Source organism: Pseudomonas serbiensis (assembly GCF_030580745.1).
Taxonomy (GTDB): domain Bacteria; phylum Pseudomonadota; class Gammaproteobacteria; order Pseudomonadales; family Pseudomonadaceae; genus Aquipseudomonas; species Aquipseudomonas serbiensis.
The window spans coordinates 131,584-157,776 of the sequence record NZ_JAUQOO010000014.1 but is presented as its reverse complement, the minus strand read 5'-3'; the positions used below and the strand labels follow the sequence as shown (position 1 = coordinate 157,776).

General features: G+C 59.9%; 22 protein-coding genes and 1 pseudogene. 6 read left to right on the top strand and 17 right to left on the bottom strand.

Annotation, left to right across the window (positions count from 1 at the left end; translation table 11 throughout):
* Nucleotides 1-42 precede the first annotated feature (42 nt).
* Entirely contained in the window at nt 43-648 is a 606-nt protein-coding gene (locus tag Q6A51_RS18305) for an arylesterase (protein ID WP_201020602.1), read from the bottom strand.
* Nucleotides 649-658: 10 nt separating this feature from the next.
* Here Q6A51_RS18305 and Q6A51_RS18300 point away from each other — a divergent pair, with 10 nt between their 5' ends.
* A complete protein-coding gene (locus tag Q6A51_RS18300) occupies nt 659-1,342 on the top strand; it encodes an ABC transporter ATP-binding protein (RefSeq protein ID WP_122317868.1) in 684 nt (227 codons plus the stop codon).
* Nucleotides 1,342-3,849: an ABC transporter permease gene (locus tag Q6A51_RS18295; protein WP_304575420.1), complete on the top strand. Its 2,508-nt coding sequence runs from the start codon at nt 1,342-1,344 to the stop codon at nt 3,847-3,849. The genes Q6A51_RS18300 and Q6A51_RS18295 overlap by 1 nt, the downstream gene beginning before the upstream one ends.
* 61 nt (nt 3,850-3,910) lie before the next feature.
* On the opposite strand, the gene greB is transcribed toward Q6A51_RS18295, so the two are convergent.
* From greB to Q6A51_RS18270, 6 genes and pseudogenes are all read right to left on the bottom strand, one after another.
* A complete protein-coding gene (gene greB, locus Q6A51_RS18290) occupies nt 3,911-4,384 on the bottom strand; it encodes a transcription elongation factor GreB (RefSeq protein ID WP_201002464.1) in 474 nt (157 codons plus the stop codon).
* Nucleotides 4,385-4,526: 142 nt separating this feature from the next.
* The gene (locus Q6A51_RS27570) at nt 4,527-5,237 is read right to left on the bottom strand and encodes a methyl-accepting chemotaxis protein (protein WP_405046161.1); all 711 of its coding nucleotides are present in this window, start codon (nt 5,235-5,237) and stop codon (nt 4,527-4,529) included.
* A 159-nt stretch (nt 5,238-5,396) separates the two neighbouring features.
* Nucleotides 5,397-5,591 (bottom strand): annotated as a pseudogene (locus tag Q6A51_RS27565) (HAMP domain-containing protein); the annotation flags it as partial.
* 1,323 nt (nt 5,592-6,914) lie between these two features.
* Nucleotides 6,915-7,223, bottom strand: a complete 309-nt coding sequence (locus Q6A51_RS18280) for a class I SAM-dependent methyltransferase (protein ID WP_304575418.1) — start codon at nt 7,221-7,223, stop codon at nt 6,915-6,917.
* A gap of 233 nt (nt 7,224-7,456) precedes the next feature.
* The gene (locus Q6A51_RS18275; protein ID WP_201002469.1) at nt 7,457-7,891 is read right to left on the bottom strand and encodes a DoxX family protein; all 435 of its coding nucleotides are present in this window, start codon (nt 7,889-7,891) and stop codon (nt 7,457-7,459) included.
* Nucleotides 7,892-7,995: 104 nt separating this feature from the next.
* Nucleotides 7,996-9,423, bottom strand: a complete 1,428-nt coding sequence (locus Q6A51_RS18270; protein WP_304575417.1) for an MltF family protein — start codon at nt 9,421-9,423, stop codon at nt 7,996-7,998.
* A 165-nt stretch (nt 9,424-9,588) separates the two neighbouring features.
* Here Q6A51_RS18270 and Q6A51_RS18265 point away from each other — a divergent pair, with 165 nt between their 5' ends.
* From Q6A51_RS18265 to Q6A51_RS18255, 3 genes are all read left to right on the top strand, one after another.
* Nucleotides 9,589-10,413, top strand: coding sequence for a TatD family hydrolase (locus Q6A51_RS18265; protein ID WP_201020606.1), 825 nt, complete (start codon nt 9,589-9,591; stop codon nt 10,411-10,413).
* A gap of 98 nt (nt 10,414-10,511) precedes the next feature.
* Nucleotides 10,512-11,987, top strand: a complete 1,476-nt coding sequence (locus Q6A51_RS18260) for a methyl-accepting chemotaxis protein (protein WP_304575416.1) — start codon at nt 10,512-10,514, stop codon at nt 11,985-11,987.
* Between the two features lie 95 nt (nt 11,988-12,082).
* Complete coding sequence (locus Q6A51_RS18255) at nt 12,083-12,445, top strand: Mpo1-like protein (RefSeq protein WP_201002477.1); 363 nt, start codon at nt 12,083-12,085, stop codon at nt 12,443-12,445.
* A 20-nt stretch (nt 12,446-12,465) separates the two neighbouring features.
* Here the strand turns inward: Q6A51_RS18255 and Q6A51_RS18250 are convergent, their stop codons facing one another.
* The 6 genes from Q6A51_RS18250 to Q6A51_RS18225 form a co-directional block, all read right to left on the bottom strand.
* Nucleotides 12,466-13,263, bottom strand: coding sequence for an acyl-CoA thioesterase (locus Q6A51_RS18250; protein ID WP_201002478.1), 798 nt, complete (start codon nt 13,261-13,263; stop codon nt 12,466-12,468).
* A gap of 113 nt (nt 13,264-13,376) precedes the next feature.
* On the bottom strand, nt 13,377-14,138 hold the full coding sequence (locus tag Q6A51_RS18245; RefSeq protein ID WP_236250287.1) for a CHAD domain-containing protein: 762 nt from the start codon (nt 14,136-14,138) through the stop codon (nt 13,377-13,379).
* 229 nt (nt 14,139-14,367) lie between these two features.
* Complete coding sequence (locus Q6A51_RS18240) at nt 14,368-16,368, bottom strand: transglutaminase TgpA family protein (protein WP_304575415.1); 2,001 nt, start codon at nt 16,366-16,368, stop codon at nt 14,368-14,370.
* Nucleotides 16,365-17,348, bottom strand: coding sequence for a DUF58 domain-containing protein (locus Q6A51_RS18235; protein WP_201020610.1), 984 nt, complete (start codon nt 17,346-17,348; stop codon nt 16,365-16,367). Before Q6A51_RS18235 ends, Q6A51_RS18240 begins: the two co-directional genes overlap by 4 nt.
* Nucleotides 17,318-18,235: an AAA family ATPase gene (locus Q6A51_RS18230; RefSeq protein ID WP_201002484.1), complete on the bottom strand. Its 918-nt coding sequence runs from the start codon at nt 18,233-18,235 to the stop codon at nt 17,318-17,320. The genes Q6A51_RS18235 and Q6A51_RS18230 overlap by 31 nt, the downstream gene beginning before the upstream one ends.
* 197 nt (nt 18,236-18,432) lie before the next feature.
* A complete protein-coding gene (locus Q6A51_RS18225; protein WP_025260601.1) occupies nt 18,433-18,711 on the bottom strand; it encodes a hypothetical protein in 279 nt (92 codons plus the stop codon).
* Between the two features lie 138 nt (nt 18,712-18,849).
* Here Q6A51_RS18225 and Q6A51_RS18220 point away from each other — a divergent pair, with 138 nt between their 5' ends.
* Complete coding sequence (locus Q6A51_RS18220; protein ID WP_201020611.1) at nt 18,850-19,890, top strand: patatin-like phospholipase family protein; 1,041 nt, start codon at nt 18,850-18,852, stop codon at nt 19,888-19,890.
* 125 nt (nt 19,891-20,015) lie between these two features.
* On the opposite strand, the gene Q6A51_RS18215 is transcribed toward Q6A51_RS18220, so the two are convergent.
* The 4 genes from Q6A51_RS18215 to kdpB form a co-directional block, all read right to left on the bottom strand.
* Nucleotides 20,016-20,705 (bottom strand): response regulator, encoded by a 690-nt coding sequence (locus Q6A51_RS18215; protein WP_304575414.1) that lies wholly within the window; start codon nt 20,703-20,705, stop codon nt 20,016-20,018.
* Nucleotides 20,706-20,760: 55 nt separating this feature from the next.
* On the bottom strand, nt 20,761-23,415 hold the full coding sequence (locus tag Q6A51_RS18210) for a sensor histidine kinase (protein WP_201020613.1): 2,655 nt from the start codon (nt 23,413-23,415) through the stop codon (nt 20,761-20,763).
* Between the two features lie 16 nt (nt 23,416-23,431).
* Nucleotides 23,432-24,004, bottom strand: a complete 573-nt coding sequence (gene kdpC, locus Q6A51_RS18205) for a potassium-transporting ATPase subunit KdpC (RefSeq protein WP_304575413.1) — start codon at nt 24,002-24,004, stop codon at nt 23,432-23,434.
* Between the two features lie 118 nt (nt 24,005-24,122).
* Nucleotides 24,123-26,189 carry a potassium-transporting ATPase subunit KdpB gene (gene kdpB, locus Q6A51_RS18200; RefSeq protein WP_201002493.1) on the bottom strand — a complete coding sequence of 689 codons (2,067 nt, stop codon included), beginning with the start codon at nt 26,187-26,189 and terminating at the stop codon, nt 24,123-24,125.
* Nucleotides 26,190-26,193 lie beyond the last annotated feature (4 nt).

Here is a 26,193-nt window from a genome sequence, read left to right as displayed (position 1 = left end):
AGGGGGCGCCACATTAGCCGAAAGACCCCGCCTAGAAAAGCCTCAAAGCAGCGGTTTCAGGCTCGGCCAGACATTATCAAGCAGCATGGGTTGTGCCTTGGCGTTGGGGTGAAGCCCATCGTCCTGCATCAGCGCAGCCACACCGCCTACACCTTCAAGCATGAAAGGCACCAACGGGATGTCGGTTTCCTGAGCAACCTTGGGGTACACCTCGGCAAAGGCCGTGGTGTAACGAGGGCCGTAATTGGGCGGTATCCTCATCCCCAGAAGCAGCACCTTGGCACCGGCGCCCTTGGACTGCTGAACCATGCTCGTAAGGTTTTGTTGCAATTGGGCTGGCAGTTGCCCGCGCAGCCCGTCGTTGCCGCCCAATTCGAGAATAACCAGCTCGGGCTTATGCTCTGCAAGCAGCGTAGGCAGCCGCGCCAGGCCTCCGGCACTGGTGTCGCCACTGATCGACGCATTGACGACTTTATCGGTGTGTCCCTCGCTGCGCATGCGCTGCTCGAGCAGGCTGACCCAGCCGACACGGGTATCCAGGCCGAAAGCCGCGCTGATACTATCTCCAACGATCAATACCGTGCCCGCCACTGCCCCTTGTGACAGCAGCAACAAACCCAGGCCAGCACTTAAAAACCACGCACGCATCGGACTCTCCATGAGTGAAAGTATTCTCAGTGCTCAAAGCCTCAGTAAAGTGGTCCCCAGCACCGAAGGTGACCTGACTATCCTGCACGAACTCTCTCTGGAACTAAACAAGGGAGATACGCTGGCCATCGTTGGTTCCTCAGGTTCCGGCAAATCGACGCTTCTGGGCCTGCTGGCCGGGCTGGATCTTCCCAGTGCCGGTGCCGTGACCCTTTCGGGACGCAACCTGAGCCAGCTGGATGAAGATCAGCGCGCCAGGGTTCGTGCCGAACACGTCGGCTTCGTCTTCCAGTCGTTCCAGCTGCTCGACAGCCTCAATGCCCTTGAAAACGTCATGCTGCCCATGGAGCTGGAAGGCCGGAAGGATGCACGTGAAAAAGCGCGCAGCCTGTTGGAGCGCGTCGGTCTGGGCAAGCGCCTGACCCATACGCCGCGCCAGTTGTCCGGTGGCGAACAGCAACGGGTCGCGATTGCCCGCGCCTTCGCTGCCGATCCGGATGTGCTGTTCGCCGACGAACCGACCGGCAACCTGGACAGCCACACCGGCGAGCGCATCAGCGATCTGTTGTTCGAGTTGAACAAGGAGCGCAATACGACGCTGGTACTGGTCACCCATGATGAGCGCCTGGCCCATCGTTGCCGACGCCTGATCCGTCTTGAAGGTGGGCGTCTGGTCGCCCCTCTGGAGCCTTGATGGCACGCCTGCCCTTTGTTCGCCTGCTCAGCCTTGCTGCCCGACAACTGCTGCGCGATGCCCGCGCCGGCGAGTTGCGGGTGTTGTTCTTCGCGCTGCTGGTCGCTGTAGCCGCCAGCACCGCCATCGGCTACTTCGGCGCACGCCTCAATGGCGCCATGATGCTGCGGGCTACAGAATTCCTCGGGGCCGACCTGATCCTCGAAGGCTCAAGCCCTGCCCGCCCGGAACAGATAGAAGCGGGCGAGCAGCTCAAGCTCGACCACGCGAAAATCGTGCTGTTCTCCAGCGTAATCGCTACCGATAGTGGTATTCAGCTCTCCAGCATCAAGGCAGTGGATGACGTCTACCCGCTGCGTGGCGACCTGAAAAGCGCTCCCGACCTCTACCAGCCTGAACAGATCGGTAACGGTCCCGAACCGGGAGAAGCCTGGGCCGAGGCACGACTGCTGCCGGCGGTAAACCTGAAGATCGGCGACAACATCGATGTCGGCTCCAAGACCTTGAAGCTGACCCGCATCCTCACCTACGAGCCTGATCGCGCCGGCAACTTCTACAGCCTGACGCCACGGGTGATGATCAACCTGCAAGACCTTGCCGCCACCGGTGTCGTGCAACCGGGCAGCCGGGTCGAGTACCGGGAAATGTGGAGCGGGCCTCCCGAGGTTCTGGCGGCCTACCGTAAAGCCATAGAGCCAGGCCTTGAACCTCATCAGGAAATCAAGGACGCCCGGGACGGCAGCCAGCAGATCGGCGGCGCACTGGGCAAGGCCGAGCGTTACCTGAATATGGCGAGTCTGGTGGCCGTACTGCTGGCCGGTGTCGCGGTCGCACTCTCGGCATCGCGCTTCGCCGCCCGACGTTTTGACTCCAGTGCGCTGTTGCGTTGCCTGGGCCTGTCCCGTGGCGAAACCATGACCCTGTTCAGCCTGCAACTGGCGATCATCGGCCTGCTGGCCAGTTTGAGTGGAGCCTTGCTGGGCTGGCTGGCGCAACTGGGCCTGTTTGCCCTGTTGCAAAATCTCTTGCCGGCCACCGTACCCGCTGGCGGTCTGCTGCCCGCCGTTGCCGGGATCGGTACCGGTCTGGTCGCATTGGCCGGCTTCGCTCTGCCGCCGCTGGCAGCCTTGGGCCGCGTACCGCCATTGCGCGTATTGCGCCGGGACATGCTGCCGATTCCGGCCAGTTCCTGGCTGGTCTACGGCGCGGCCTTGCTGGCGCTTGGTCTGATCATGTGGCGTCTGAGCCTGGATCTGGTCCTGACCTTCGCCCTGCTGGGTGGCGGCATCGTGGCCGCGCTGGTGCTGGGCAGCCTGTTGCTGCTGGCGCTCAAGAGCCTGCGTCGCCTGCTTTCCGGTGCCTCGCTGCCATGGCGGCTGGGGCTGGGCCAGTTGCTGCGCTATCCATTGGCCGCAGCCGGTCAGTCGCTGGCATTCGGGCTGATCCTGTTGTCCATGGGGCTGATAGCCCTGTTGCGCGGTGAATTGCTCGACACCTGGCAGAACCAGTTGCCCAAGGACGCACCGAACTATTTCGTGCTCAACGTCCTGCCTTCCGAGAAAGAAAACTTCGCCCAGACCCTGAGCCGCCTGTCGACCCACTCTGCCCCGCTCTACCCTGTGGTGCCGGGCCGTCTGGTGAACATCAACGGCGAACCGGTCGGCAACTTCGTGACCAAGGACTCACGCGGCGAAAATGCGACCCGCCGCGATCTGAGCCTGACCTGGGCGGCCGATATGCCCGAAGGCAACAGGCTGACTGCCGGTAACTGGTGGGCACCTGCCACTGCTGCTGACGCCAAGCCTGGAGTCTCGGTGGAAGCCAAGCTGGCAGACAGCCTTGGAATCAAGCTGGGGGACAACCTGAGCTTCATCGTCGGCGGCCTGACTCGCGAAGCCGTGGTCACCAGCCTGCGGGACGTGAACTGGGATACCTTCCAGCCCAACTTCTTCATGATCTTCCAGCCCGGCACCCTCACCGACCTACCGACCACTTACCTGACCAGCTTCTATCTGCCGCCCGGCCAGGACAAGCAGATCGTCGAGCTTTCCCGTGCCTACCCGGCCATCAGCATCCTGGGCGTGGAAGCCCTGCTGGCTCAGGTGCGCAGCATCCTCGATCAAGTGACCCTGGCGGTGCAGTTCGTGCTGCTGTTCGTGCTGGCAGCCGGCATTGCCGTGCTGTTCTCGGGCTTGCAGGCGACTCTTGATGAGCGTATCCGCCAAGGTGCCTTGCTGCGCGCCCTGGGGGCCGAACGCAAGCTGCTGATCAAGTCTCGCCGCATCGAGTTCGGCCTGCTTGGCGCAACCAGTGGCCTGCTGGCCGCGCTGGGCTGCGAACTGGTCAGTCTGGTCCTGTACCGCTACGCCTTCGATCTGGCCTGGCAACCGCATCCATGGCTGTTGTTGCTGCCACTGATCGGTGCCCTGCTGGTGGGCGGCGCCGGTGTGTTCGGTACACGTCGCGCCTTGAATGCCAGCCCGCTGACGGTGCTGCGCGAGGGTTGAGCCTTTCGCGAATAAATTCGCTCCTACACAATCTGCGTAGGAGCGAATTTATTCGCGAACATTATTGGCCGTAAAAAATCTCATTGATCCACCACAGCACCTCTCCGCCAGGTGTCTGCACCACCGCCTCGTCGCCCACTTCCTTTTTCAGCAGCGCACGAGCCATGGGTGAGTCGATGGAGATGTAGTCGTTGCGACCGTAGATCTCGTCATACCCCACGATCCTGAATTTCTTGATCTCTCCCGCCTCGTTTTCAATCTCGACCCAGGCCCCGAAAAAGACTTTGCCTTCCTGCTCGGGGGAATAGGCGACGACCCGCACATCTTCAAGCCGCTTGCGAAGGTAGCGAACCCTGCGATCAATCTCGCGGAGCAGTTTCTTGTTGTACTGGTAGTCGGCATTTTCACTGCGATCCCCCAACGACGCCGCCCAGGTGACTTTGCGGGTGGTATCGGGACGCTTTTCTCGCCACAGGTAATCCAGCTCCTTTTTCAGAGCCTCATGACCTTCCGTTGTAATGATGTTTGTAGGCAAAAGAGGAATCTCGCAGGCAGTGTTTGCAGCGGGGGTAGGGAAACAGAGGGGCATGATAGTAGAAGTTGCAGGCTGCAAGCTGCAAGCAAGAGCAGGAAGGAGTAGGCCTTTCAGTATTTGGTTACTGAAAGGCCTGTGGGAGTTATCGGGATAACTGGAAGCGGCTGACCACGGTGCGCAGTTCGCTGGCCAGTGATGACAGTTCGTCCGCCGTCACTGCGTTATCGTTCACACCGTCCATGACCACCAGACTGCTGTTGCGTATGCCTATGACGTTACGGTTGATGTCCTCAGAAACCGAGTGCTGTTGTATGGCTGCACTGGCGATCTGGGTATTCATGCCAACGATTCCGTCCACGGCTTCGTTGATCTGTTTAAGGGTGCCTGAAGCCTGCTCAGAAGCATCGAGACAGGCATGGGCGCGGTCCTGACCGGCTTTCATCTGCTGCACGGCTTCGTCGGTAGCGCCTTGCAGTTGCTGAATGATGCGGCGGATTTCCTCGGTGGAGTTCTGTGTGCGTGAAGCCAGAGTGCGCACCTCATCTGCCACCACGGCAAAGCCTCGACCCTGCTCACCCGCCCGCGCTGCTTCAATGGCCGCATTGAGGGCCAGCAGGTTGGTCTGGTCAGCGATGGTGCGAATCACTTCGATCACGCCGCCGATTTCCATGCTGTGGGTGGCCAGGGCTTCGACTTTCTGGCCACTGATTTGCACTTCATTGACCAGTGCTTCGATGGTTGCACGGGTTTCACCCATGACTTGCAGGCCTTTGGCCGAAGCATTACTGGCTGCTTCGGCGGCACTGGCAGCACCTTCGGTGTTGTGCGCCACGTCGGCCACGCTGGTGGTCATTTCGTTGATCGCCGTGGCGACCTGCTCCGTCTCGGCCTGCTGGGCATCCATGGATTGCTTGGCCTGGCTGATCGAGCGCTCCAGACGTTGCGCGGACTCGGAGACGGAATGCGAACTGCGCTCGACCTGGCTCAAGGAATGGGAGAACGCTTCGACCATGCTGTTGAGGCCAGTACCGACATCACCGATCTCGTCACGACTGCCTACTTTTACACGGGCAGTGAGGTCGCCCTGAGCGATGCGGGCAGTCACGCTCAGCAGTTCTTCCACTGCGCTTCGCAGAGCACTGTAAATACCGGCAAAGGCGTACAGCAGCAAGACGCCGAGAACGACGAACAGGCCGATAAAGAACATGCGTTCATTGTTACGATCCTGCAGGCGGGTGGCGAGTTGGTTCTGCAGCGAAGCCTGCATCTGCTCCTGCGCCTTGTAGAACTGCGCGACCACGGCATTGCCACGCTCACCCAGAGTATTGGCGTTTACGTTCGAGCGCTTGCCCGGGTCCAGATAGTCCATCAGGTCACGACTCAGGCTTTCCAGGTCGTTGATGGCCAGGGTAACGGGTTGCTCCACCACATCGGTGAGTTCCGGCTCTTCGCGACGCAGCAGCCGCAGGCTCTGCTGCAACTCCTGGCGAATCTGCGCTTCCTGCTTCATCAGGTTCAGGGCAAAGGCGCGGGTAGTCTCGTCAATCTGGCGGTCGGCACTGAAACCGTTGGCCAGGCCGCGAATCTGGCCGACCACGTTGATTTGCCGAGGCAGGCGCAGCGTGCTCAGGTCAATCAGAAACAACGAGCCATAGTCTTCGTCCAGAATCATTCCGGAGGTGGCCGAAATGTAATAGATAAAACCCAGCACCCTGGTCAACTGGTCGTTCCAGGCACTGAAGATCGTCAATGGATCCCCACCGTTCTTGGCTCGTTCGATCAATTCACGGGTATCGGCACGCAACTTCTGCACCCGGTCAGCGGTTTCCAGATCCTTGCCGAACTTCCCGTCCAGGATTGTCAGGTCATTGAAGGCCTGCTCGAGTTTATCGGCATTGCGCGCGACATCGGCCTTGGCATTCTCGTTACCGCTGAGCATGCCGTGGGTCAACGCACGTTGCATCATGGACAGACGCAATACGGGGGTCACGTCCAGCAGGTACTTCTGGCCTACCTGTTCATGACTGAGGGTATCGATGCTGGCGTTGAGCGTCTGCATCACCCGGATACCGAGAAAAAGCAGAGGAATGAGGACAATCACGCCAAGAATAAAAAACTTTATGGGGAAGCGGACACGGTTTGTAACGTAAACGGCAGGGCTCAATATGTTCATCAGATTCTCATTCACTATTTTTTAGCGACAGCCGTTCAGGGCCTTTTTTGAGACGATCCCTTTCTCGTTGTATTGGTGTATTTATGCGAAAAATCGGTGCGTCAGGCTTTGTACGAAAAGTCGGAGAGATGCGATCAGACATGGCAAGGACATGCGATGAGTGGCCTGGGTCACGCACTGGTTCCAGCGTTGTAAAACGCTGTCAGGGATTTGCACTACACGACTGGCTATCGACTGAAGCACAGAAAGCTTCAGGCCAATCGAGTTTTCAGCGGATGGAAGGTCACGGATTGCACAATCGCAACCCGTTTCGGGAGGGCTTGAATAGCGAGAGAGAACGGCGAGTTGCAGTGTTTCTCAGCCGAGGGTGATAAGCCCCTGACGGGCAATTCGCGTCAGATCACGGATGACCTGCTCGACGTTGGCGGTATCCGGCGTCTGGATCACGGCCAGGTCGAACTGGTCGTTGGCATAGTGAGCCAGCGATTGGGTCGTATCAGCAAATTGAATAAGAAAGGCACAAGAGCCGCCGCGACGCCGTGGCCAGCCGTCCAGATAACGCAATAACGTCGGCTGATGCGAACCACCCAGCAGGATTTTAGGATTCTTGCGGGACAGCACGGTAGTGATCGGGGACAGGCGAGCGAGGGGGCGCAGGTTGTTCATGGTGTCTTGTCTCAGCCTCGGATGGTCCGCTGGGCAGCGGTGGGAGGCAACACCGAACCAACGTTTTAGCGGTATTTCGACAAGGTCTGTGCCTTGCCTGGCGCCCCGCAAGTAGTTGTTAAATCGGCGCCTGGTCAGCATCCTAGAGAAGCCGCTGGCTAATTGTCAAATGCCATCAGCAAGAAAGGCCCGCCTTTCACAAGGCGAGCCCTTCTTGATGCGCATGCCGCTCTTCACTTGGCGATAGCGCGATCCACCGACAGTTTGCCTGCGCCTTCGATCAGGATTGCGATAGCGCCGCCGAGCAAGGCCAGTGCGAACTCATAGCCATTGTTGGACATGAACAGGCCATTGCCGATGTGTACCGAGAAAATCGCTACCAGCAGCAATACCGCCAGGCCCAGTGCCGCCGGGCGGGCCAGCAGGCCGATCAGCACGGCCAGGCCACCGAAGAACTCGACACTGCCCGACAGCAGCGCCATCAGGTAGCCCGGATTCAGGCCCTGGCTTGCCATGAACTGCGCCGTACCTTCCAGGCCATAACCACCAAATGCACCGAACAGCTTCTGGCTGCCGTGAGCGATGAAGATGATACCGACGATGATGCGCAATACAGTCAGGCCATAGCCAGCGCGAGTGGAGAGTACAGATTTGATGGTTGCGTTCATGGTGAGTTGTTCCGTTACTGATTAAGTGGGAGTGGCGCCATCATAATCAAATCAACCAATATGAAAATCGCAAAAAACGCTGCATAACAATCGAATTATTCGATCTATCTTCTGATGACGTACTTTTCAGACCCCTCTTTCTCCAGCGCTCCCCTTTCCCGATCAAACGCCAGGTAGTACTTGTTCACGCTGTTCACGAAGCTGACTACACCAGCGCCACCCTGCTCCATGGCGATGCGCTCGGTCTGGAAGAACCACTGATTGGGATTGAGCCCGCGACGACGCGCCTCTTCACGCATGCTCTGCACCCGCTCCGGCCCAAGGTTGTAGGCCGCAAGGACAAAAGCCATGCGCTCACGCTCATTGACCCTGGGGCTGGCGAAATACTTGCTGCGGATCAACGCCATGTAACGCGCACCGGCCTGTACGTTCTTGTCCGCATTCTGGATATCGGAAACACCGACCCGCTTTGCCGCCGACGGAGTGATCTGCAACAACCCCGTGGCACCGCCACTGCCTTTGGCCTGCGGGTCCAGCTTCGATTCCTTGAAAGCCAGCGCTGCCAGGTCCAGCCAGTCCATATTCTGCGCGTCGGCATGGCGTTGCAGCATGGGCCGCAGTTTTTCCAGACGCTGAAGATTGGTGCGCACCAACGGGTTGTTGACCCGATACATGTTCTTGTAGGCCTTCTCGAAGGCCACGTCCTGATTGGCGGAAGGCTTATAGGTCTTGAGCAAGTCATCGATGCTGGCACGCAGCATGGCTGCGTCCTGGCGCACGAACCAACTGATGTCGTCATGGGTGCGCAGCGTCAGGTTTCGGTCCAGACGCAACCTGGGCATGACCCTGGCCCAGCGTTCGGCAATCGGCTGCTCCACCAGTGTCAGGGGATAGATACCCGCCTGGACCATCTCCAGTACATCTTCAACGGCAAGACTGGGATCGACCCACTCGATTCGCACCGGCGCCAGCTTGCGCAATGCCAGCTGCTGATTCACTTGATGCAATGCTTCATCGGCCATGCTGCCAGCGGGCAGGCTCAGGGTGCGCCCTGAAAGCTGATCGACATTCTTGAAGCTGCGCCCGCCCCTGACACCCACCAGAATCAGCGGCACGTCACGGATGATCGGTTCGCCGGCATTGATACCCTTGGCGCTGGCGGTATCGAGCAGTTCACCGGGCGCGACCAGATCACCCTCGCCACGCTGCAAGGCGGCAAGCAGTTGATTCTTGGCTTTGGGGATGACCTTGAAGGTCACTTTCTGGCCATTGCGTGAATGACCATTGAGGTATTGTTCAAACGCTTGCAGGCGTTGATATTCAATGCCGATTTCCTGCCCCTTGACGTCTCCCGAACTGTTGCGGCTTTGATTGACCAGCACCCGCAGCACTTTACTGCTGCGAATTTCCGCCAGATCCCGAACCTGGGTTTTATGCTGCGCAGCCTCCGGACCGGCCTGACGGGCAGCCGCTGACAAAGGCGACAGCGCCATGAGGCAAACGATAGGCAAAAGCAGGGCTCGGACGGTCATTCACTCTCCGGGGAAATGCCAGAAAAGACAGAAAAAAGGGTTGTTCAAGGAAGCGCTATCACTAAAAACGTTAAACCTTTCGGCCTAACCTGCTGAATGCATTGCATTTTCTTTTTATTACCGAAGCTCTGATATCCTCGGCAGCCTTCGGCTGGAGGTAGCACCATGCAACTCATCGACATCGGCGTCAATCTCACCAACGCAAGCTTCGACTCTCAGCGACAAGCGGTCCTCGACCGGGCCTACGCTGCTGGCGTGTCGCAACTGGTCGTCACTGGCACCAGTGTCGAGGGCAGCGAACAGGCCCTGGAGCTTTGCCATGAGCTGGATGAAAGCGCCTTGCAACTCTTCAGCACCGCTGGCATTCACCCCCATTCGGCGAGCGATTGGACACAGGACACCGAACAAAAGTTGCTGGCCCTGCTCAAGGAATCTCGCGTGCGGGCAGTCGGTGAATGCGGGCTGGATTTCAACAGGGACTTCTCGCCTCGTCCCCAGCAGGAAAAGGTTCTTGAGGCCCATCTGGCCATGGCGGTGCAGTTGCAACTGCCCGTGTTCCTGCATGAGCGTGATGCCAGCCAGCGTCTGCTGGAAATCCTGCGCGACTACCGTGATCGCCTGCCTGCGGCAGTGGTTCACTGCTTTACCGGCGAGCAACGCGCACTGTTCAGTTATCTGGATATGGACCTGCACATCGGCATCACCGGCTGGATCTGTGACGAACGTCGTGGCACCCATCTGCATCCACTGGTCCACAATATTCCTCGTGGTCGCCTGATGCTGGAAAGCGATGCGCCTTACCTGCTGCCGCGCAGCCTGCGGCCCAAACCGAAAAACGGTCGCAACGAACCGGCCTATCTGCCCGAAGTCCTGCGGGAAGTGGCTTTGCACCGCAACGAGAGTCAGGATGACCTCGCCAGCCATACCACAGCCTGTGCGCGTAATTTCTTTCGCTTGCCCGATTTCGAGGCTTCAGTGAAAGAAATGTGATGTTACCTTGACCCGCATCAACTGTTTGTTTAATGGCTAAGGCATCGTGATGGCACCTTGCTGCACATCTCTAACGATCAACCAAAAGAAGACCACTTATGGGCTCATTGCTTAGCAACCTCTCACTGAAGTACAAGTTCTGGGCCGTTAACGCGGTCGCTTTCATCACCACCCTGCTCTTGGTGGTGTACGCCGTCGAGCTGGAGCAACAGGCTCGGCAGGAAACCGCCAAAGACGCCGCCCAGGCGCAGGCCCGCCTGATTGCCGCATGGCCCGCCGCGCAGCCTTTGCCCTCCTCCGTCAATACCCTGGTCTACGCGCAGGGCCAGACACCCAGCCTGAAAAACCTGCCATTGCCCGAGCTGAGCAATGCAACGGATTGGGTCACGCTGGACAAACAGGCAGGCGAACAGTCCGTGATCGGCGCACAGGTCGTCAGCCGCGCCGACGGTCAGCGCATCGCCGTACTGGCCGTGGCACCTACTGCCGTGCAGGTGCTCAAGGATCGCTTTGCCAGCTACGCCATCGCGGTATTCGTGCTGATGATTGCGATGCTCTGCGCCTCGCAATTGCTGATTCGCTTCATCCTCACCCAGCTCAACACCCTCAAGGATGTGATGTTGCATGTGGAGAAAAGCGGCGACCTGTCTGCCCGCGTCCCCAATGGCAGCGACGATGAAGTGGGCCAGATGGCCAAGGCCTTCAATGCCATGCAGGCGGGCTATCAGCGAGTGGTCAATACCGTTTCGCAGACTGCCACACGTCTGGATGAAGGCGCAGCTCACCTGGCCTCCGGCATGAAGGATGTGCGCCACGGCATGCTCGGCCAGCAAAGCGAAACCGATCAGGTCGCCACGGCGATCAACGAAATGACCGCCACGGTCCATCACATTGCCCAGCACGCCAGCACCACACGGGATCAGTCCCAGACCGCAGACAATCTTGCCGGTGGTGGCAAGGCCGTGGTCGATCGTGTTCAGGTTTCCATTGCCGGGTTGTCCAGCGGTGTGCAGCAGACCGCTCAAATGATCCAGCGCCTGGCCGAAGACAGCCAGAAGATCAATGGCGTGGTCAACGTGATCCACAGCATTGCCGAACAGACCAACCTGCTGGCACTAAACGCGGCCATCGAAGCTGCACGCGCCGGGGAAATGGGTCGCGGTTTCGCGGTGGTTGCCGACGAAGTTCGCAACCTGGCCAAGCGTGTGCAGACCTCCACCGACGAAATCACCAGCATGGTTTCAGATCTGCAAGCCGGAACCCGCGATGCCGTGGACTTCATGCAGGACAGTTCCTACAAGGCCGACGAATGCGTGCAGCAAGCCCAGGAAGCCGGTGAAGCGCTGGCCGCCATTGCCGGCGCCGTGGCGCAGATGCGCGAAAGCAATACCCAGATTGCCGTCGCAGCCCAGCAACAAAGCCAGGTGGCCGAAGAAATGAATCGCGCAGTGGTCAGTATTCGCGATGTCACCGAACGCACCGTCACCCAGACCGTGGACTCGGCTTCCACCAGTGACGATCTGGCCACTCTGGCAGGTGAACTGAGCAAGGCCATCGGCCAACTCAAGCTGTAAAGGCCTATCGCACCGATAGTCAGGCTTGGCTCGCAGGCAAACGGAGCCAAGCCTATTCTTCACACATTGAAATATGTATTGAAGAGGACAGCAGTATGGGCAAGCGACTCCCCAATCTCCCCGCCTGGCAGTGGCGTGGCTATGCCGACAACCATCAGCACCCGGCCAATCTTGTCCTGCACCTGATTGCCGTCCCGCTGTTTATCCTCGCGGTTCTGTTACTGCTCGATGGCATCTTCTCGCTGAGCTTTTCCTCGATTGCCATCGGCATCATCGGCCTGATCGCAGCACTGGGCTTCCAGCGTCACGGCCACTCGCTGGAAGCTCAGGCACCCGAGCCCTTCAGCGACAGGAACGATGCAGTAAAACGTCTCCTGACCGAACAGTTCGTGACCTTCCCCCGCTTTGTTCTGAGTGGCGGATGGTGGCGCGCCTGGAAGCAAAGGCATCGCAAGTAATTCCTGCGCACCTCCAGGGCTTAGCCGAAAACCGTCACAGTCTGTCGGCTGATCGCCACCAACTCACCATCAGGTGCCCACAGCATCGCAGCGGTATGGCCATAGCCATCGCGGGCATGTTCGATCACTGCACGGTAGCTGCACCAGTCGAGTGTGTTCAAGGCGGGTTGTGGCTGGACGAATTCAATGGTCCAGGTCAATGAGCTACCGGGCGCGGGTTTGCTCAAGTGCGGCAAAAGTGCAGGAGGCCAGGTATCGACCATTCCAAGAATATGCGCATGCGTCAGCGGCTCGGATTCGCCATCAACGCGAAAACGTACGTAACCGCCAATGGCTGGCGACTTTGTATTGCTGAACGGCAAACCACCCAATGCCCAGCGTAACTCCATGAAGCGCAGATACTCAGGCATCATGCCACTGATGAAAGGCAGCGCCGGGCAATGCTCCAATGACTTGAGTTCAGGGGCCGGGTCGGCCTCGACCGCAATCACCGACTCACGCGGGGCACCAAAACTGCCCTGCATCAGGGTCATTACCTGCCCGTTCTGCACCGCTCGCCCCAGCACCTGGCTGACCGCCTTGCCCTCACGCAATATCTCCACCTCGAAAGAGATCGGAATCTCTGGCTCGGCTGGCCCGACAAAGGTGATCGCCAGGGAACGTACCGGTCTGTCCTGTGGCACGCGGGCGCTCATGGCTTCGTATTGCAAGGCTGCCATCAGCCCGCCAAAACAGGCACGCCCCTGGGACCATTGAGCCGGGATAGTGACAGACTGAGGGTTGTCGCGAACCGCGTTGAGCAGGTCAGAAAAATTCATGGGCACCCCGGTGTAGGAAAAAGCTGACTGAACAGGATCTTAACGACCCCGTCGCCCGCTGACATACGCCGTATCGGCCATATTTGCGGCCTGAATGACACAGATACCCATAATCAGAAACAATCTTTGGCCAACCGCTCCAATGCCACTTCGGCTTTACGCTCGGCCCGCACGATACCGATCTGCCAACCTGCAATGCAGGGCGCCAGATCCGCTTCTTGTCCGGCCTGCGCCAGCCATTGCAAATGATCGTGCCAGTTACCCAGTTCGCTTTGGGCAGCCTTGAGCCTGGCTTGCAACTTTTTGGGCTGATGGCTGAGTTGCGGATAAGCCTCGGCGGCGTAACGCACGCGCTTGATGAGCAAGCGCAGATCGTGACGGTCATGGCCCGGATCAGCCATGGCAACGCGCAGCTTGTGCCATTGCTTATCCATGCGTTTCTCGATGGTCTTGCGCAGGTCACCCAAACCACCCTGACGCTCCTGCATGCGCAGCATGGCCGGGAACTGATCGAGCATGGTGAGCAACCGGATCAACTCCGCAGACCTCGCCACCTTCGGGCAGGCCTTTTCCAGATATTCATCGCGCTTGCTGGCCGCTTCGCTCAAGCCTTTTTTCGCAAGAAACGCAGCCAGTACCTGCATGTCGCGCAAGGGCGTCGTCAACTGGCCAACCGCCTTTGCCGCCTCCTCCAGCGGCTCGACACTCGACAGCTCGCGCAACGGACGCAACACACTGCGCAGACGACGTACAGTGGTGCGCAGGTCGTGCAGCGCTTCACTGTCGGTGGATACCGCCACACGTGCCTGGCACGCAATCAACTTGACGTCCAGCGCAATGACTTCGGCGATCAGATGATTCACCATCGACGACATGCCTACCCCCTCTGAAAAAACGGTTTATGAATGATTAATGCCGATCAGCCAAGGCATACCTGTGACTTGTGCAGACTTTATGGGAGGGGCCTTGGCCGCAACGACCTGCTTACAGACAACACATTTTCAGCGCCTGAAACCGGGCTGTCGCGGCCAAGACCCCTACCACGGATTGTGACCCCAGCCACCCGTTTTTTTGAAATCAGCCTCTTGACTGATCGGCATCAGTTTATGAATGACTGCCCTTCACGGGCGCCAGACGCCATGGCAAACGACGGCGCAATTGCTTGAGGCACCGACGCAGTTCGCTCAGCGACGCCCCGCTTGCGCCATATCGCTGAGCCTGAAACTCTGCAACGAATGCTTCGATGGCATCGGCATGACGAGGGAAAAACAGCACGGCACGACGACAGAATGCCTCGGCGCCCTCGCCCGGCAGACGGTGTAACCCATGGCGCCCCAGCAAACGCTCGAACGCCTTGAACAGACGAAGCTGCGAATCGCTTTCCCGTTGCCAGGGTTTGAACAGCCACAAGGCTATCAGTGCCAGAACCCCCAGCACACCCCCTACGAAAACCGGCACCTGAAAACCCGAGAACCAGCGGCCCAGCACCTGCAATTGCTGCTGTCCCTGATAACCCAGCACCCAGCGTTGCCAGCCGTAATTGAGGTTGTCCCAGCTCAGGCGCAATGAGTTGATCCAGGCCACGTCCCGATAACGCAACGCCGACATGGGCGAGTCCTGCAGAAACGCCTCATCGGCAGCCAATGCCTGTTCCAGTCCCTGTTCGATACGTTCGGGCGCCACGGCAGCGGTCGGGTCGACACTGCGCCAGCCAACATCCGGCTGCCAGTATTCGACCCAGGCATGGGCATCGAACTGGCGCACGGTCAGGTATTGCCCGCCAGGATTCAATTCGCCGCCCTGATAGCCCGCCACTACACGCGCCGGAATCCCCGCCGCCCGCAACACAAAGGTCATGGCTCCAGCGTAATGACCGCAGAACCCCCGCCTGCTGACGAACAGGAAATCATCGATACTGTCCAGGCCCAGAGGCGTTGGCTTGAGGGTGTAATGAAAAGACTCTTCGCGAAAATACCGCTGCATGGCCTCGACCAATGCATCGGGCTTGGGGTAGCGGCGCAACAGATCCCTGGCCCACTGCCTGGCCTGATCATTGCCCTTGGCGGGCAGTTGCAGGTCCTGACGCTGAATGTTCTCGCTCAATTGCGCATCACGAACCGACAGTGGCCATGAGGTCACCGCGAACATCAAGGCCTGATCGACCGGACGTCTGCGCTGCAAACGAAAATCGCTCATCTGGCGCACCTCGGCCAGATTCGTTTCGCCGACATCAAGGCTTGGCAGCCACGGACGCCCGCTAGGCTCCATGACGATGCTGTAGGTCAACGCATCGCCGCGCTTTTGCCACTGAGGAATCTGGATCGTCTGGGCTCGCAACGATTGCGACCAGCGACGGCCATCGAACTGTTCAAGGGTCAGGCTGCGCCAGTACAACTGATTGCGCGCCGGCACCGGCGCTTCGAAACTGGCACGAAACACCAGGGCTGGCGACTTGCTCAGCTCGGTCAGATCACCCGGCGACATGCTGTCCGACAAGCCGGTAACCCCTTTGTTGCTTGGCTGCGGCAGCGCCCACAACGGGTCAAGACGCGGGAAGAACAAAAACAGCAGCAACATCAGAGGCAAGGCCTGGGCTATCAACTTGAAGCTCAGCTTCAGGCTGTTGACGGGCTTGCTGGCCAGATCCGACTGCTGCAAGCCGATCAGCGCCGCCAGCAATGCTGTAATCGGCAACAGGCTGAACAGTGCCCAAAGCAGGTTGTCCTCAAACAGATAACCCACCACCACACAAAAGAACCCCAGAAAGATCAGGACCAGTGCATCGCGACGGGTCTGGACTTCAAGCATCTTCAGCACGAATGCAGCAATCAGCAGCGCCGCCCCCGCATCGAGCCCCACCAGGCTGCCACGCGCCAGATACACGCCTGCGGCCGTACCGACCAACAGGCCCGATTTGACCCAGTTACCCGGCATGCGGGCTCGCATACGCATGACCTGGACGCGCCATGCCATGCACCCCAGCCACAACAGGATGATGGATACCGGCAGATGAGTGATGAACGGCAGAATGACCAGGGCCTGGGCCAGTAACAACCAGATCAGGCCGGGACGCGGGACAGGTTGCCCGAGGCTGATGCTGTTCATGAGCGGTTGCCGAACAGCGCCAGCTCGCGCAGGCAGGCCTCGCGATGGGCGTCGCTGCTGTCCACCGCCGACAGGAAACCCGGCAAACGCAGTGCAAACGGCTGTTGGCGTTGCGACAGCTCCAGCACCCAGTAACACAGGCGCGACAGACGCTCCTCGATGTCGCCCCCCAGCGCCATGAAATCCAGACACAGCTCATGGCCGCTCAGGTCGGTGAAATCCTTGACCAGCAGACCCTGACCTCGGGAATACGCCTTCCAGTGCAGGCGTCGGCGGTTATCTCCAGGCTGATAGCTGCGCAACCCCTGATAATCATCAACCCCCGCGCCCTGAGTCGCCTGACCATCGTCCTGGGCATGAGGCTGCACGCCCTGAAGCAGCGGCATTGCGCCGGGTATCGGGCGAGGGTAAATCAGGACGCTCTGCTCAAGATCAAGCCAGCTCCATGCCCGGAAAATCCCCAGCGGGAAGACGCTATCGACGCGCAATCGAGGAGCACGCAGCCAGCCTCGGGTTTCGGCGGGCAAGGTCAACTCGACTTCCGTCAGGCCTTCGGCAGACACGTCGCTCTGCTGTAAGCCTTGCGCATCCCATCCCAGGCCAATCGCATGATGGGCATAACCGGCGCTTTCCAGACGCAGGCGTAATTGCACCGGTTCACCGACAAATACCGAACGTGCCAGACCGGCACTGAGCACCAGCCCGCCAAGATTGCGATAGGTATGCAGGATCGCCAGTATTCCCACCGACAGCAGCAGAAAGGTCAGGCCGTACGCCAGGCTGTTCTGGTAATTGATCGAAACCAGCAGCATCAGGAACACCACGAACGCGAAAGTGGCACCGGTACGGGTCGGCAGGATGAAAATGCGCCGATGATCCAGTTTGATGCGCGCCGCCGGAGGAATCCGCCGCCCCAGCCAGCGCTGCCAGAGCGGTTTGAGCTGTTGGATCAAAGCACCGGCACCTCGCGCAGCAGCCACTGCACCAGCGCCCCGCCGCCATGACCGGTCGGGTCGCTACGCTCGCGAAGACGATGACCGACCACGGATGGCAGCACCGCCTGCACATCCTCGGGGATCACATAATCTCGCCCCAGCAACAAGGCCCAGGCCCGCGCCGCTGCCAGAATCGCCAGGCTTGCACGCGGGGAAAGCCCGTAGGCGAACTGCGGCTGACTGCGAGTGGCGTCCACCAGACGCAAGACATAATCCACCAGCGCATCGCTGACCCTCACCTGCCGCGCCTGGGCCTGTAACAGGCCCAGTTCGGCATGGTTGAGTATCGGCTGCAGACGCGGCATCAGCTCACGCCTGGACTGCCCCAGCAACAGGGCTTTTTCTGCTGCGCGGGCCGGATAGCCCATGGAAATGCGCATCAGGAAACGATCCAGTTGCGACTCGGGCAAGGCAAAGGTGCCACCCGAACTGAACGGGTTCTGGGTAGCGATCACAAAGAATGGATCGGGCAACAGTCGCGTCGCGCCCTCGATGGAAACCTGACCTTCCTCCATCGCTTCAAGCAAGGCGCTCTGGCTTTTGGGTGTTGCCCGGTTGATTTCATCAGCCAGCACCAGCTCGGCGAAGACAGGCCCCGGATGAAAGGTGAACTGCCCGGTATCGCGATCGAACACTGAGGTGCCGAGAATATCGCCGGGCAACAGGTCCGAGGTGAACTGGATACGCTGATAGCTCAAGCCCAGTATCCGGGCCAGAGCATGGCTGAGGGTGGTCTTGCCCATACCCGGCAAGTCTTCGATCAGCAAATGACCGCCACCCAGCAGACACGTCATTGCCAGACGTACCTGCCCCTCCTTGCCCAGAACCACTTCATTTATGGCACTGAGACATGCATCGAGTTTTCTGCCCATCTGAAAGCCTCTCCAGGCGACTGCTTACAAGCCATTGGGACTGCAAACGATGCCATACGCACAAACACTTTACGGTTAGCGTAGGCCTTTTCGCCAGAGGAGAGAGGAGAATTGCTGCGGGAGATGTGAGATGGTTGTTCGCGAATGAATTCGCTCCTGCCGACGGCGCCAGAGCGGATTCATTCGCTAAAGCAGGATCAGCGACCTGCTCGGGACTCACGAATATAGAAACGTGCTTTCTCGGCCTTTTGGGTACAACCTTCAAACGCCTCGAATTGTTGCTGGGTCTTGGCGCCGGTCAATAGCGACAAAGCCTTGGAGTAACTGACCGTCCCGGCAAAACCCTCGGCCTTGGCCAGATCCAGCTCCTGCCAGGCACTGTCGAGCTGACTGGCGCAGCTATCCCGATACCCGGTCTTGCCGGCGCAACCTGCAAGGACCACGATGAACAATGGCAAACAGATCCAGGCTTTCATGGGGTGTTACCTCAGAAGTAAAAAAAGTGTGTGCGACTTTGACGATACTTGCCACTAAAAGTGCCGTAAGCAACTGTTTTCATTGCATGGCATTCTGCATTACCCGGTCGTGGATCGATACAAATCAGGAGCGATCTGATGAAAAAACGAATAGCACTGGTGCTGGGCTCCGGTGGCGCTCGTGGTTATGCCCATATTGGCGTGATCGAAGAGCTGGAACGGCGCGACTATGAAATTGCCTGCATTGCAGGCTGCTCGATGGGGGCCGTGGTGGGCGGTATCTATGCCGCTGGCAAGCTGGAGCAGTATCGTCAATGGATCGAGAGCCTGGATTACCTTGATGTGCTGCGTCTGGTGGATGTGAGTTTCCGGCTGGGGGCGATTCGCGGCGAGAAGGTTTTCGGTCAGATCCGCGACATCGTCGGAGAAATCAATATCGAGGACCTGCGTATTCCCTACACAGCCGTGGCGACCGACCTGACCAATCAGCAGGAAATATGGTTTCAGGAAGGCTGCCTGCATCAGGCCATGCGGGCTTCGGCGGCAATCCCGAGCCTGTTCACCCCGGTCATGCAGGGTGGCCGGATGCTGGTGGATGGCGGTCTGCTCAATCCGTTGCCCATCGTGCCCGTGGTGTCCAGCCACTGCGACCTGATCGTGGCAATCAACCTCAATGCAACCAACCAGCAGCAATATCAGCTACCCACGATTGAACGTCCACCAGCCGTGAAAAAGCGTTTTGACTCGCTGATCAGCTCACTGGGCTCACGCCTGCCGTTTCGTCGCAAGATCGAGACGGCCGATGGCGAGTCGAACAGCCTGAAGCCTGCATCGGCACTTATCGGCAACCCCTGGCTGGGCGAGGAGTCCGCCGACCCGCTGAGTCAGCAACCGGCAGCCGCGCCCCAGGCATCGGGTGCCCCTAAATCCGCCAGCGGCTCGGTCATCATCGACAATGTGGGGCCGGCCTCATTGCTGGACCTGATCAACCAGAGTTTCGAGGTGATGCAGACATCCCTGGCGCAATACAAGATCGCCGGTTATCCGCCGGATATTCTGATCAACGTTCCAAAACGGGTCTGCCGGTTCTTCGAGTTTTACAAGGCACCGGAGCTGATCGCGCTGGGCCGTGAGATTGCCAGGGATACGCTTGATCGATATGAAAACGAGCACGGGTGAAAGATCACCCGCCGCCATGTGTTTGCGGATGATGTAGGAGCGAATTTATTCGCGAGACGGCATTTCAGGCGAACCATTTTCTTTGGATGTATCGGCCTCTCGCGAATGAATTCGCTCCTACTGGGTCAGGCGCTCATCAGGCGGTATCCGACACCCGCTTCGGTCACGATAAAGCGCGGGGCGGTAGGGTCATCGGCCAGTTTCTGGCGCAGGTGCCCTACCACGATCCGCAAATAGTGGCTGTCCTCGGTATGAGTCGGCCCCCAGATATCCTTGAGCAATTGCTGCTGGGTGATGACCCGTCCCGGATAACGCGCCAGTTGCGCCAGCACCGCGTACTCCTTGCGGGTCAGCGATACCTCGACGCCCTCAAGCAGCACGCGCCGATAGGCCAGGTCCACCGTCAGCGGGCCGATATTGACTGCCGCTTCCGGTTTATCACCGGCCGGCACCTGACGCAGCAACGCACGAACCCTGGCCAAAAACTCCTGGATACCAAACGGTTTGGTCACATAATCGTTGGCCCCGGCATCCAGCGCCTGGACCTTCTGCACTTCGCTGGCACGTACGGAAAGCACCAGCACCGGCACACTCGACCACTCGCGAAACTCGCTCAGCACCTGTTGACCGTCCATATCCGGCAAACCGAGGTCGAGCACCAGCAAGTCAGGCTTGCTCAGCGCAGCCTGGCTCAGGCCGTCGGTGCCGGTTGCCGCTTCAAGTACTTTGTACCCCTGCGACACGAGGCTGATGCGCAGGAACTTGCGGATCTGCGGCTCGTCGTCGATCACCAGAATGGTCGCGGTCTGACTCATGATGTCCCTGGGTGTGCAATGGCCGAGTGGGCCATAAGCCTAACGTAAAGCGTCCTCAAGACAACGACTCCGTTTCTGCTTCAGGCTGGGCTTGCAGTGGCAGGTGCAAGGTGATGCTGGTTCCCTGCCCGTCAATGCCCGCGCCGACGCTGACACGTCCGCCATGGGCACCGACCATGCCCTGACAGATCGCCAGCCCCAGTCCCGTGCCCTGCCCGCCACGATCACCACGGGCAGCGGTGTAGAACATGTCGAAAATCTTCGCCCGCTCGCTCTCGGGAATCCCCGGCCCCTCATCGCTGACCGCAAATACCAGTTCGTCGCTCTCCACCGTGACCGTGACCTGCAAGCGGCCATTGAGTGGCGAAAACCGCGCTGCGTTCTCCAGCACATTGACCAGCGCCTGCTCGATCAGCGCGGCATGCACATACAGCAGCGGCAGTTCGGCAGACACCTGCGCTTCGACCTGCAAAGGCGCCATGACCGCGCGCAAGCGACTGAGGGCACTGCCGACGATATCGCCGGGCGAAACCCAGTCACGCGCCAGCTTCAATGCGCCGTGTCCCAGCCGGGTCATGTCCAGCAGGTTCTGAATATAGCGATCCAGACGCTCGGCCTCGTCCCGCGTGCCTTCCAGCAACTCGCGGCGATCCTCCAGAGAAATGGCTTCGCCCAGCGCCAGCAGGCTGTCGATACTGCCGCGCATTGAGGTCAGGGGCGTGCGCAAGTCATGGGACACCGAAGCCAGCAAGGCGCTGCGCAGTTGTTCAGTTTCACCATGCAGACGCGCCGCTTCCAGATCCTCGGCCAGTCGCGCACGGGCCAGCGCCTGAGCCAGCGGCTGACTGAGAGCGATCAACAGACGGCGACGCTGGGCGGTGAATTCCTGGCCGTCGCGAGGGCACACGCCCAGCAAGGCCAGCGGCCCGTTTTCACCGGACAATGGCCACCACCACCAGCGACCGGACGGCAAGGTGCCGGTGCCATAGCCCGCCGCCTGATCATGCTGCCAGGCCCAGTCTGCCGCTGCACGCTCCGGTTCGGACAACGGAGCAATATCGTCGCTGAGTTTCCAGCCGCCCTGCCCGTCACGATCCAGCAGGCAGACTTGCAGTTCTTGCCAGCCATTCAAATGATGCTCGGCGGCACTGAGCACAGCTTGCCGATCCGTCGCGGCGGTCATCTTGCGGGACAGATCCAGCAACTCGCTGGTCTGCTCCTGAGTGTCGCGCAGGGCTTCCAGTTGCCGGCGCTGACGAGCAGCCAGGTTGCCGGTCAGGGCAGACATCAGCAGGAAGAACAGCAAGGTCAGCACGTCCTCTTCGCGCTGGATGGTCAGGGAAAAACTTGGCGGCATGAACAGAAAGTCATAGGCCAGGAACGACAACACCGAGCAGGCCAATGACGGCCCCACACTGGTACGGATCGCTACCAGCAGGACGGCGGCCAGAAACACCAGCGAGATATTCGGCAAATCCAGTACGTTCGACACCGCCCAGGCCAGGGCACTGGCCAATAATGTCGCCATCAGGGCCAGGAAGTAGTCGAACCACGGCGCAGAGCGGGACGAGCGAACCCGTGGCTGATCCGGCAGCGGCTCGCTGTCCAGCACACTGATTTCAAGGCCATGGGCTTCGCGTAACAGACGCTCGGCAACGCCACCGCCGAACAACCGACGACGCAAGCGCGGTTGCGACTGACCGACCAGAACCACGCTGGCCCGGCGCTCGGCCGCATGCTGAATCAGGGTTCTGGCCACCTCGCCGGCGCGCAATTGCACCACTTCACCCCCAAGCCGCTCGGCCAGTTGCTGGGCTCGCTGCAAACGGGCGCGGGACTGTTCGTCAAAAGGCCGGCCATTATCGACATGCACCAGCGTCCAGGGCAGATGCCGACGCTGCGCAACGCGGCTGGCATGGCGGACCAGACGCTCGGCATGGATGTCGCCATCCACACAGACCAGCAACCGACCGCGTACGGCTGGCGCGTCCTGCCCCAACTGGCGGTAGCCTTGGGCAAGGTCGTTATCGACCTGTGCCGCAGCCGTCTGCATCGCCAGTTCGCGCAAGGCCGTAAGGTTGGTCTGGGTAAAGAATGCATCGATGGCCGCCCGCGCCTGTTCCGGCACATAGACCTTGCCGTCGCGCAGGCGCTCCAGCAGTTCACGGGGCGGCAGGTCGATCAGCACCAGCTCATAGGCCTCCTGCAACACCCAGTCGGGCAGGGTTTCGCGCACCTGCACACCGGTAATGCCGCGCACCTGATCGTTGAGGCTTTCCAGATGCTGGACATTGACGGTGGTGTAGACATTGATACCCGCCGCCAGCAGTTCCTGAATGTCCTGCCAGCGTTTGGCGTGGCGACTGCCCGGCGCGTTGCTGTGGGCCAGCTCGTCCACCAGCGCCAGTTCCGGGCGCTGTTTGAGCAGGCCGTCGAGATCCATTTCCTCCAGTGTCACGCCCCGATATTGCGAGCGCAGCAAAGGCTGTTGCGGCAAACCGCCCAGTAACGCTTCGGTTTCTGCGCGACCATGGGTTTCGACCACACCGGCAAGCACCCTCACGCCCTGACGCAACTGGCCATGGGCGGCCTGCAGCATGGCGTAGGTCTTGCCGACGCCGGGCGCAGCGCCCAGAAACACTTTCAAACGCCCACGCCCGGCTCTGGGCATATCGGCTAACAAGGCATCGGCACGGCCGGAATCACTCATGGTTGTTACTACTCACTCAAAGTTGTGCCTGATGTTGTGCAGACGTTAACTGATTCAGGCCACGATTCAAGTTCAGCACATTGACCACCGGAGGGCCAATCAGGGAACGCTCGGTATTGGCCTCGATCAGGGCCTCTACCTGCGCCAACGGCAGTTTGCGCGCCGCCGCGACTCGTGCGGCCTGATAGGCCACGGCAGACGGCGGCAGGTGCGGATCAAGACCGCTGCCGGAAGTGGTCAGCAAAGCCAGAGGCACCGCGCCCTGCCCCGAAACCGCCAGTTTCGCGGCATCGTCAGTGACCCGCGTCGCCAGAGCCGGGTTGCTCGGTGACAGATTGCTCGCGCTGCTGGAAACCGTGGCGAAGGCACCGGCCGAAGGACGCGGCTGGAACCATTCATCACCGCTGAAGGCCTGGGCAATCAGTTGCGAACCCTGCACCTTGCCGCTGGCGTCGTACACCAGGCTGCCATTGGCCTGCTCGGGGAAGGCCACCTGAGCAACACCTGTCACCGCCAATGGATAAGCCACACCGGTCAGCACAGTCATCAATACAATCAGGCTCAAGGCCGGGCGTAATACAGTGGACATCATCAGTTCCTCATAGTGAGTTGCAACGCTTTTTGTAGGAGCGAACTTGTTCGCGAAAGCGGTATTCCATACAGCATCGGTCTTTCGCGAATGAATTCGCTCCTACGGACTGGGTCAGTTACACCAGCCCCAATCCAACCAGCAGCATGTCGATCAACTTGATGCCCACGAATGGCACGATGATCCCGCCCACGCCATAGATCAGCAGGTTGCGGCGCAGCAGATGAGCCGCGCTGGCGGCCTGGACCCGAACGCCGCGCAGGGCCAGCGGGATCAGCAACACGATGATCAAGGCGTTGAAGACGATGGCCGAGACAATCGCGCTTTGCGGGCTGGCCAGTTGCATGATGTTCAGCACGCCCAGTTGCGGATAGATCGCAGCGAACAGGGCTGGCAGGATCGCGAAGTATTTGGCGATATCGTTGGCGATGGAAAAGGTCGTCAGCGCACCGCGCGTCACCAGCAGTTCCTTGCCGATCTGCACCACATCCAGCAACTTGGTCGGATCGCTGTCCAGATCGACCATGTTCGCTGCTTCCCGTGCCGCCTGGGTGCCATCGTTCATCGCCATGCCGACGTCCGCCTGAGCCAGTGCCGGTGCATCGTTGGCGCCGTCCCCGCACATCGCTACCAGACGCCCTTCGTTCTGCTCGGCGCGAATACGCTCCAGCTTCTTCTCCGGCGTCGCTTCGGCCAGCACATCGTCCACACCGGCTTCGGCGGCAATCGCCGCAGCGGTCAGCGGGTTGTCACCCGTGACCATCACGGTGCGAATCCCCAGCTTGCGCAGTTCGGCGAAGCGCTCACGAATGCCCGGCTTGACCACATCCTTGAGGTGGATGGCGCCCAGCAGTTTCTTGTCGACACACACCAGCAATGGCGTACCACCGGTCTTGGCGATCTTGTCGATTTCCCGGGCCAGAGCCGCAGGCAGGTCGCGACGTTGCAAGTCCACGAAGGCCAGCAGTGAATCCACGGCACCCTTGCGGTACTGGTGGCCCTGATAATCCACGCCAGACAAACGGGTTTCGGCGCTGAAAGGCACAGCCGTCAGTTCCGAAGGTTTTGGCTCGGTAATCGGATGCAGGTTACGCAGGTATTCGACGATGGATTTGCCTTCGGCGGTGTCATCGGCCAGCGACGCCAGCAAGGTGCCGTCGCTCATTTCCCTGGCCGTCACGCCTGTGGCGGCGTACAGCGCACTGCAACGACGGTTGCCGAAAGTGATGGTGCCGGTCTTGTCCAGCAACAGCACATGCACATCACCGGCCGCTTCCACTGCACGCCCGGACTTGGCGATGACATTGAGGCGTACCAGCCGGTCCATGCCGGCGATACCGATGGCCGACAGCAGGCCGCCGATAGTGGTCGGGATCAATGTCACCAGCAGTGCCACCAGAAACACCAGCGGCAGGCTGCCACCAGCAAAGTGGGCGAACGGCTGCAAGGTCACGACCACCAGCAGGAAGATCAAGGTCAGGCCGATCAGCAGGATATCCAGCGCCACTTCATTGGGCGTCTTCTGGCGTTTGGCACCTTCGACCAGGGCAATCATGCGGTCCAGGGTCGATTCGCCGGGGTTGGTGCTGATCTTTATCAGCAGCCAGTCGGACACCAGCCGGGTATTGCCGGTCACGGCCGAACGGTCGCCGCCGGACTCACGGATGACCGGAGCCGATTCACCGGTAATCGCCGCTTCGTTGACCGCTGCAATCCCTTCGATGACTTCACCGTCGCCAGGAATCATTTCCCCGGCCTCGACGCGCACCACATCGCCTTTACGCAAGGCGCTGGCATTGACCATGCTGAACGCGCCGGACTCATCGCGACGCCGCGCCTTGAGCCCTTCGCTGCCCGCCTTGAGGCTGTCGGCACGCGCCTTGCCGCGTCCTTCGGCCAGGGCTTCGGCAAAGTTGGCGAACAGCACGGTGAACCACAGCCACAGGGCGATCTGCACCGCCACACCCGTGGGCACGGCCGGATCGGGAATCAGGCACAGGATGGTTGTCAGGATTGCGGTCAGTTCCACTACCAGCATCACCGGCGAACGAGCCAGTTGGCGGGGATCGAGCTTGACGAAGGCTTGAACCAGCGCACCACGCCACAACGACGAGAAGCTGGTTTTTGCCGACTCGGCCACTGCTGGCGCTTCAGACGGCTTTGTCACTGGAATCTGCATATTCATCATC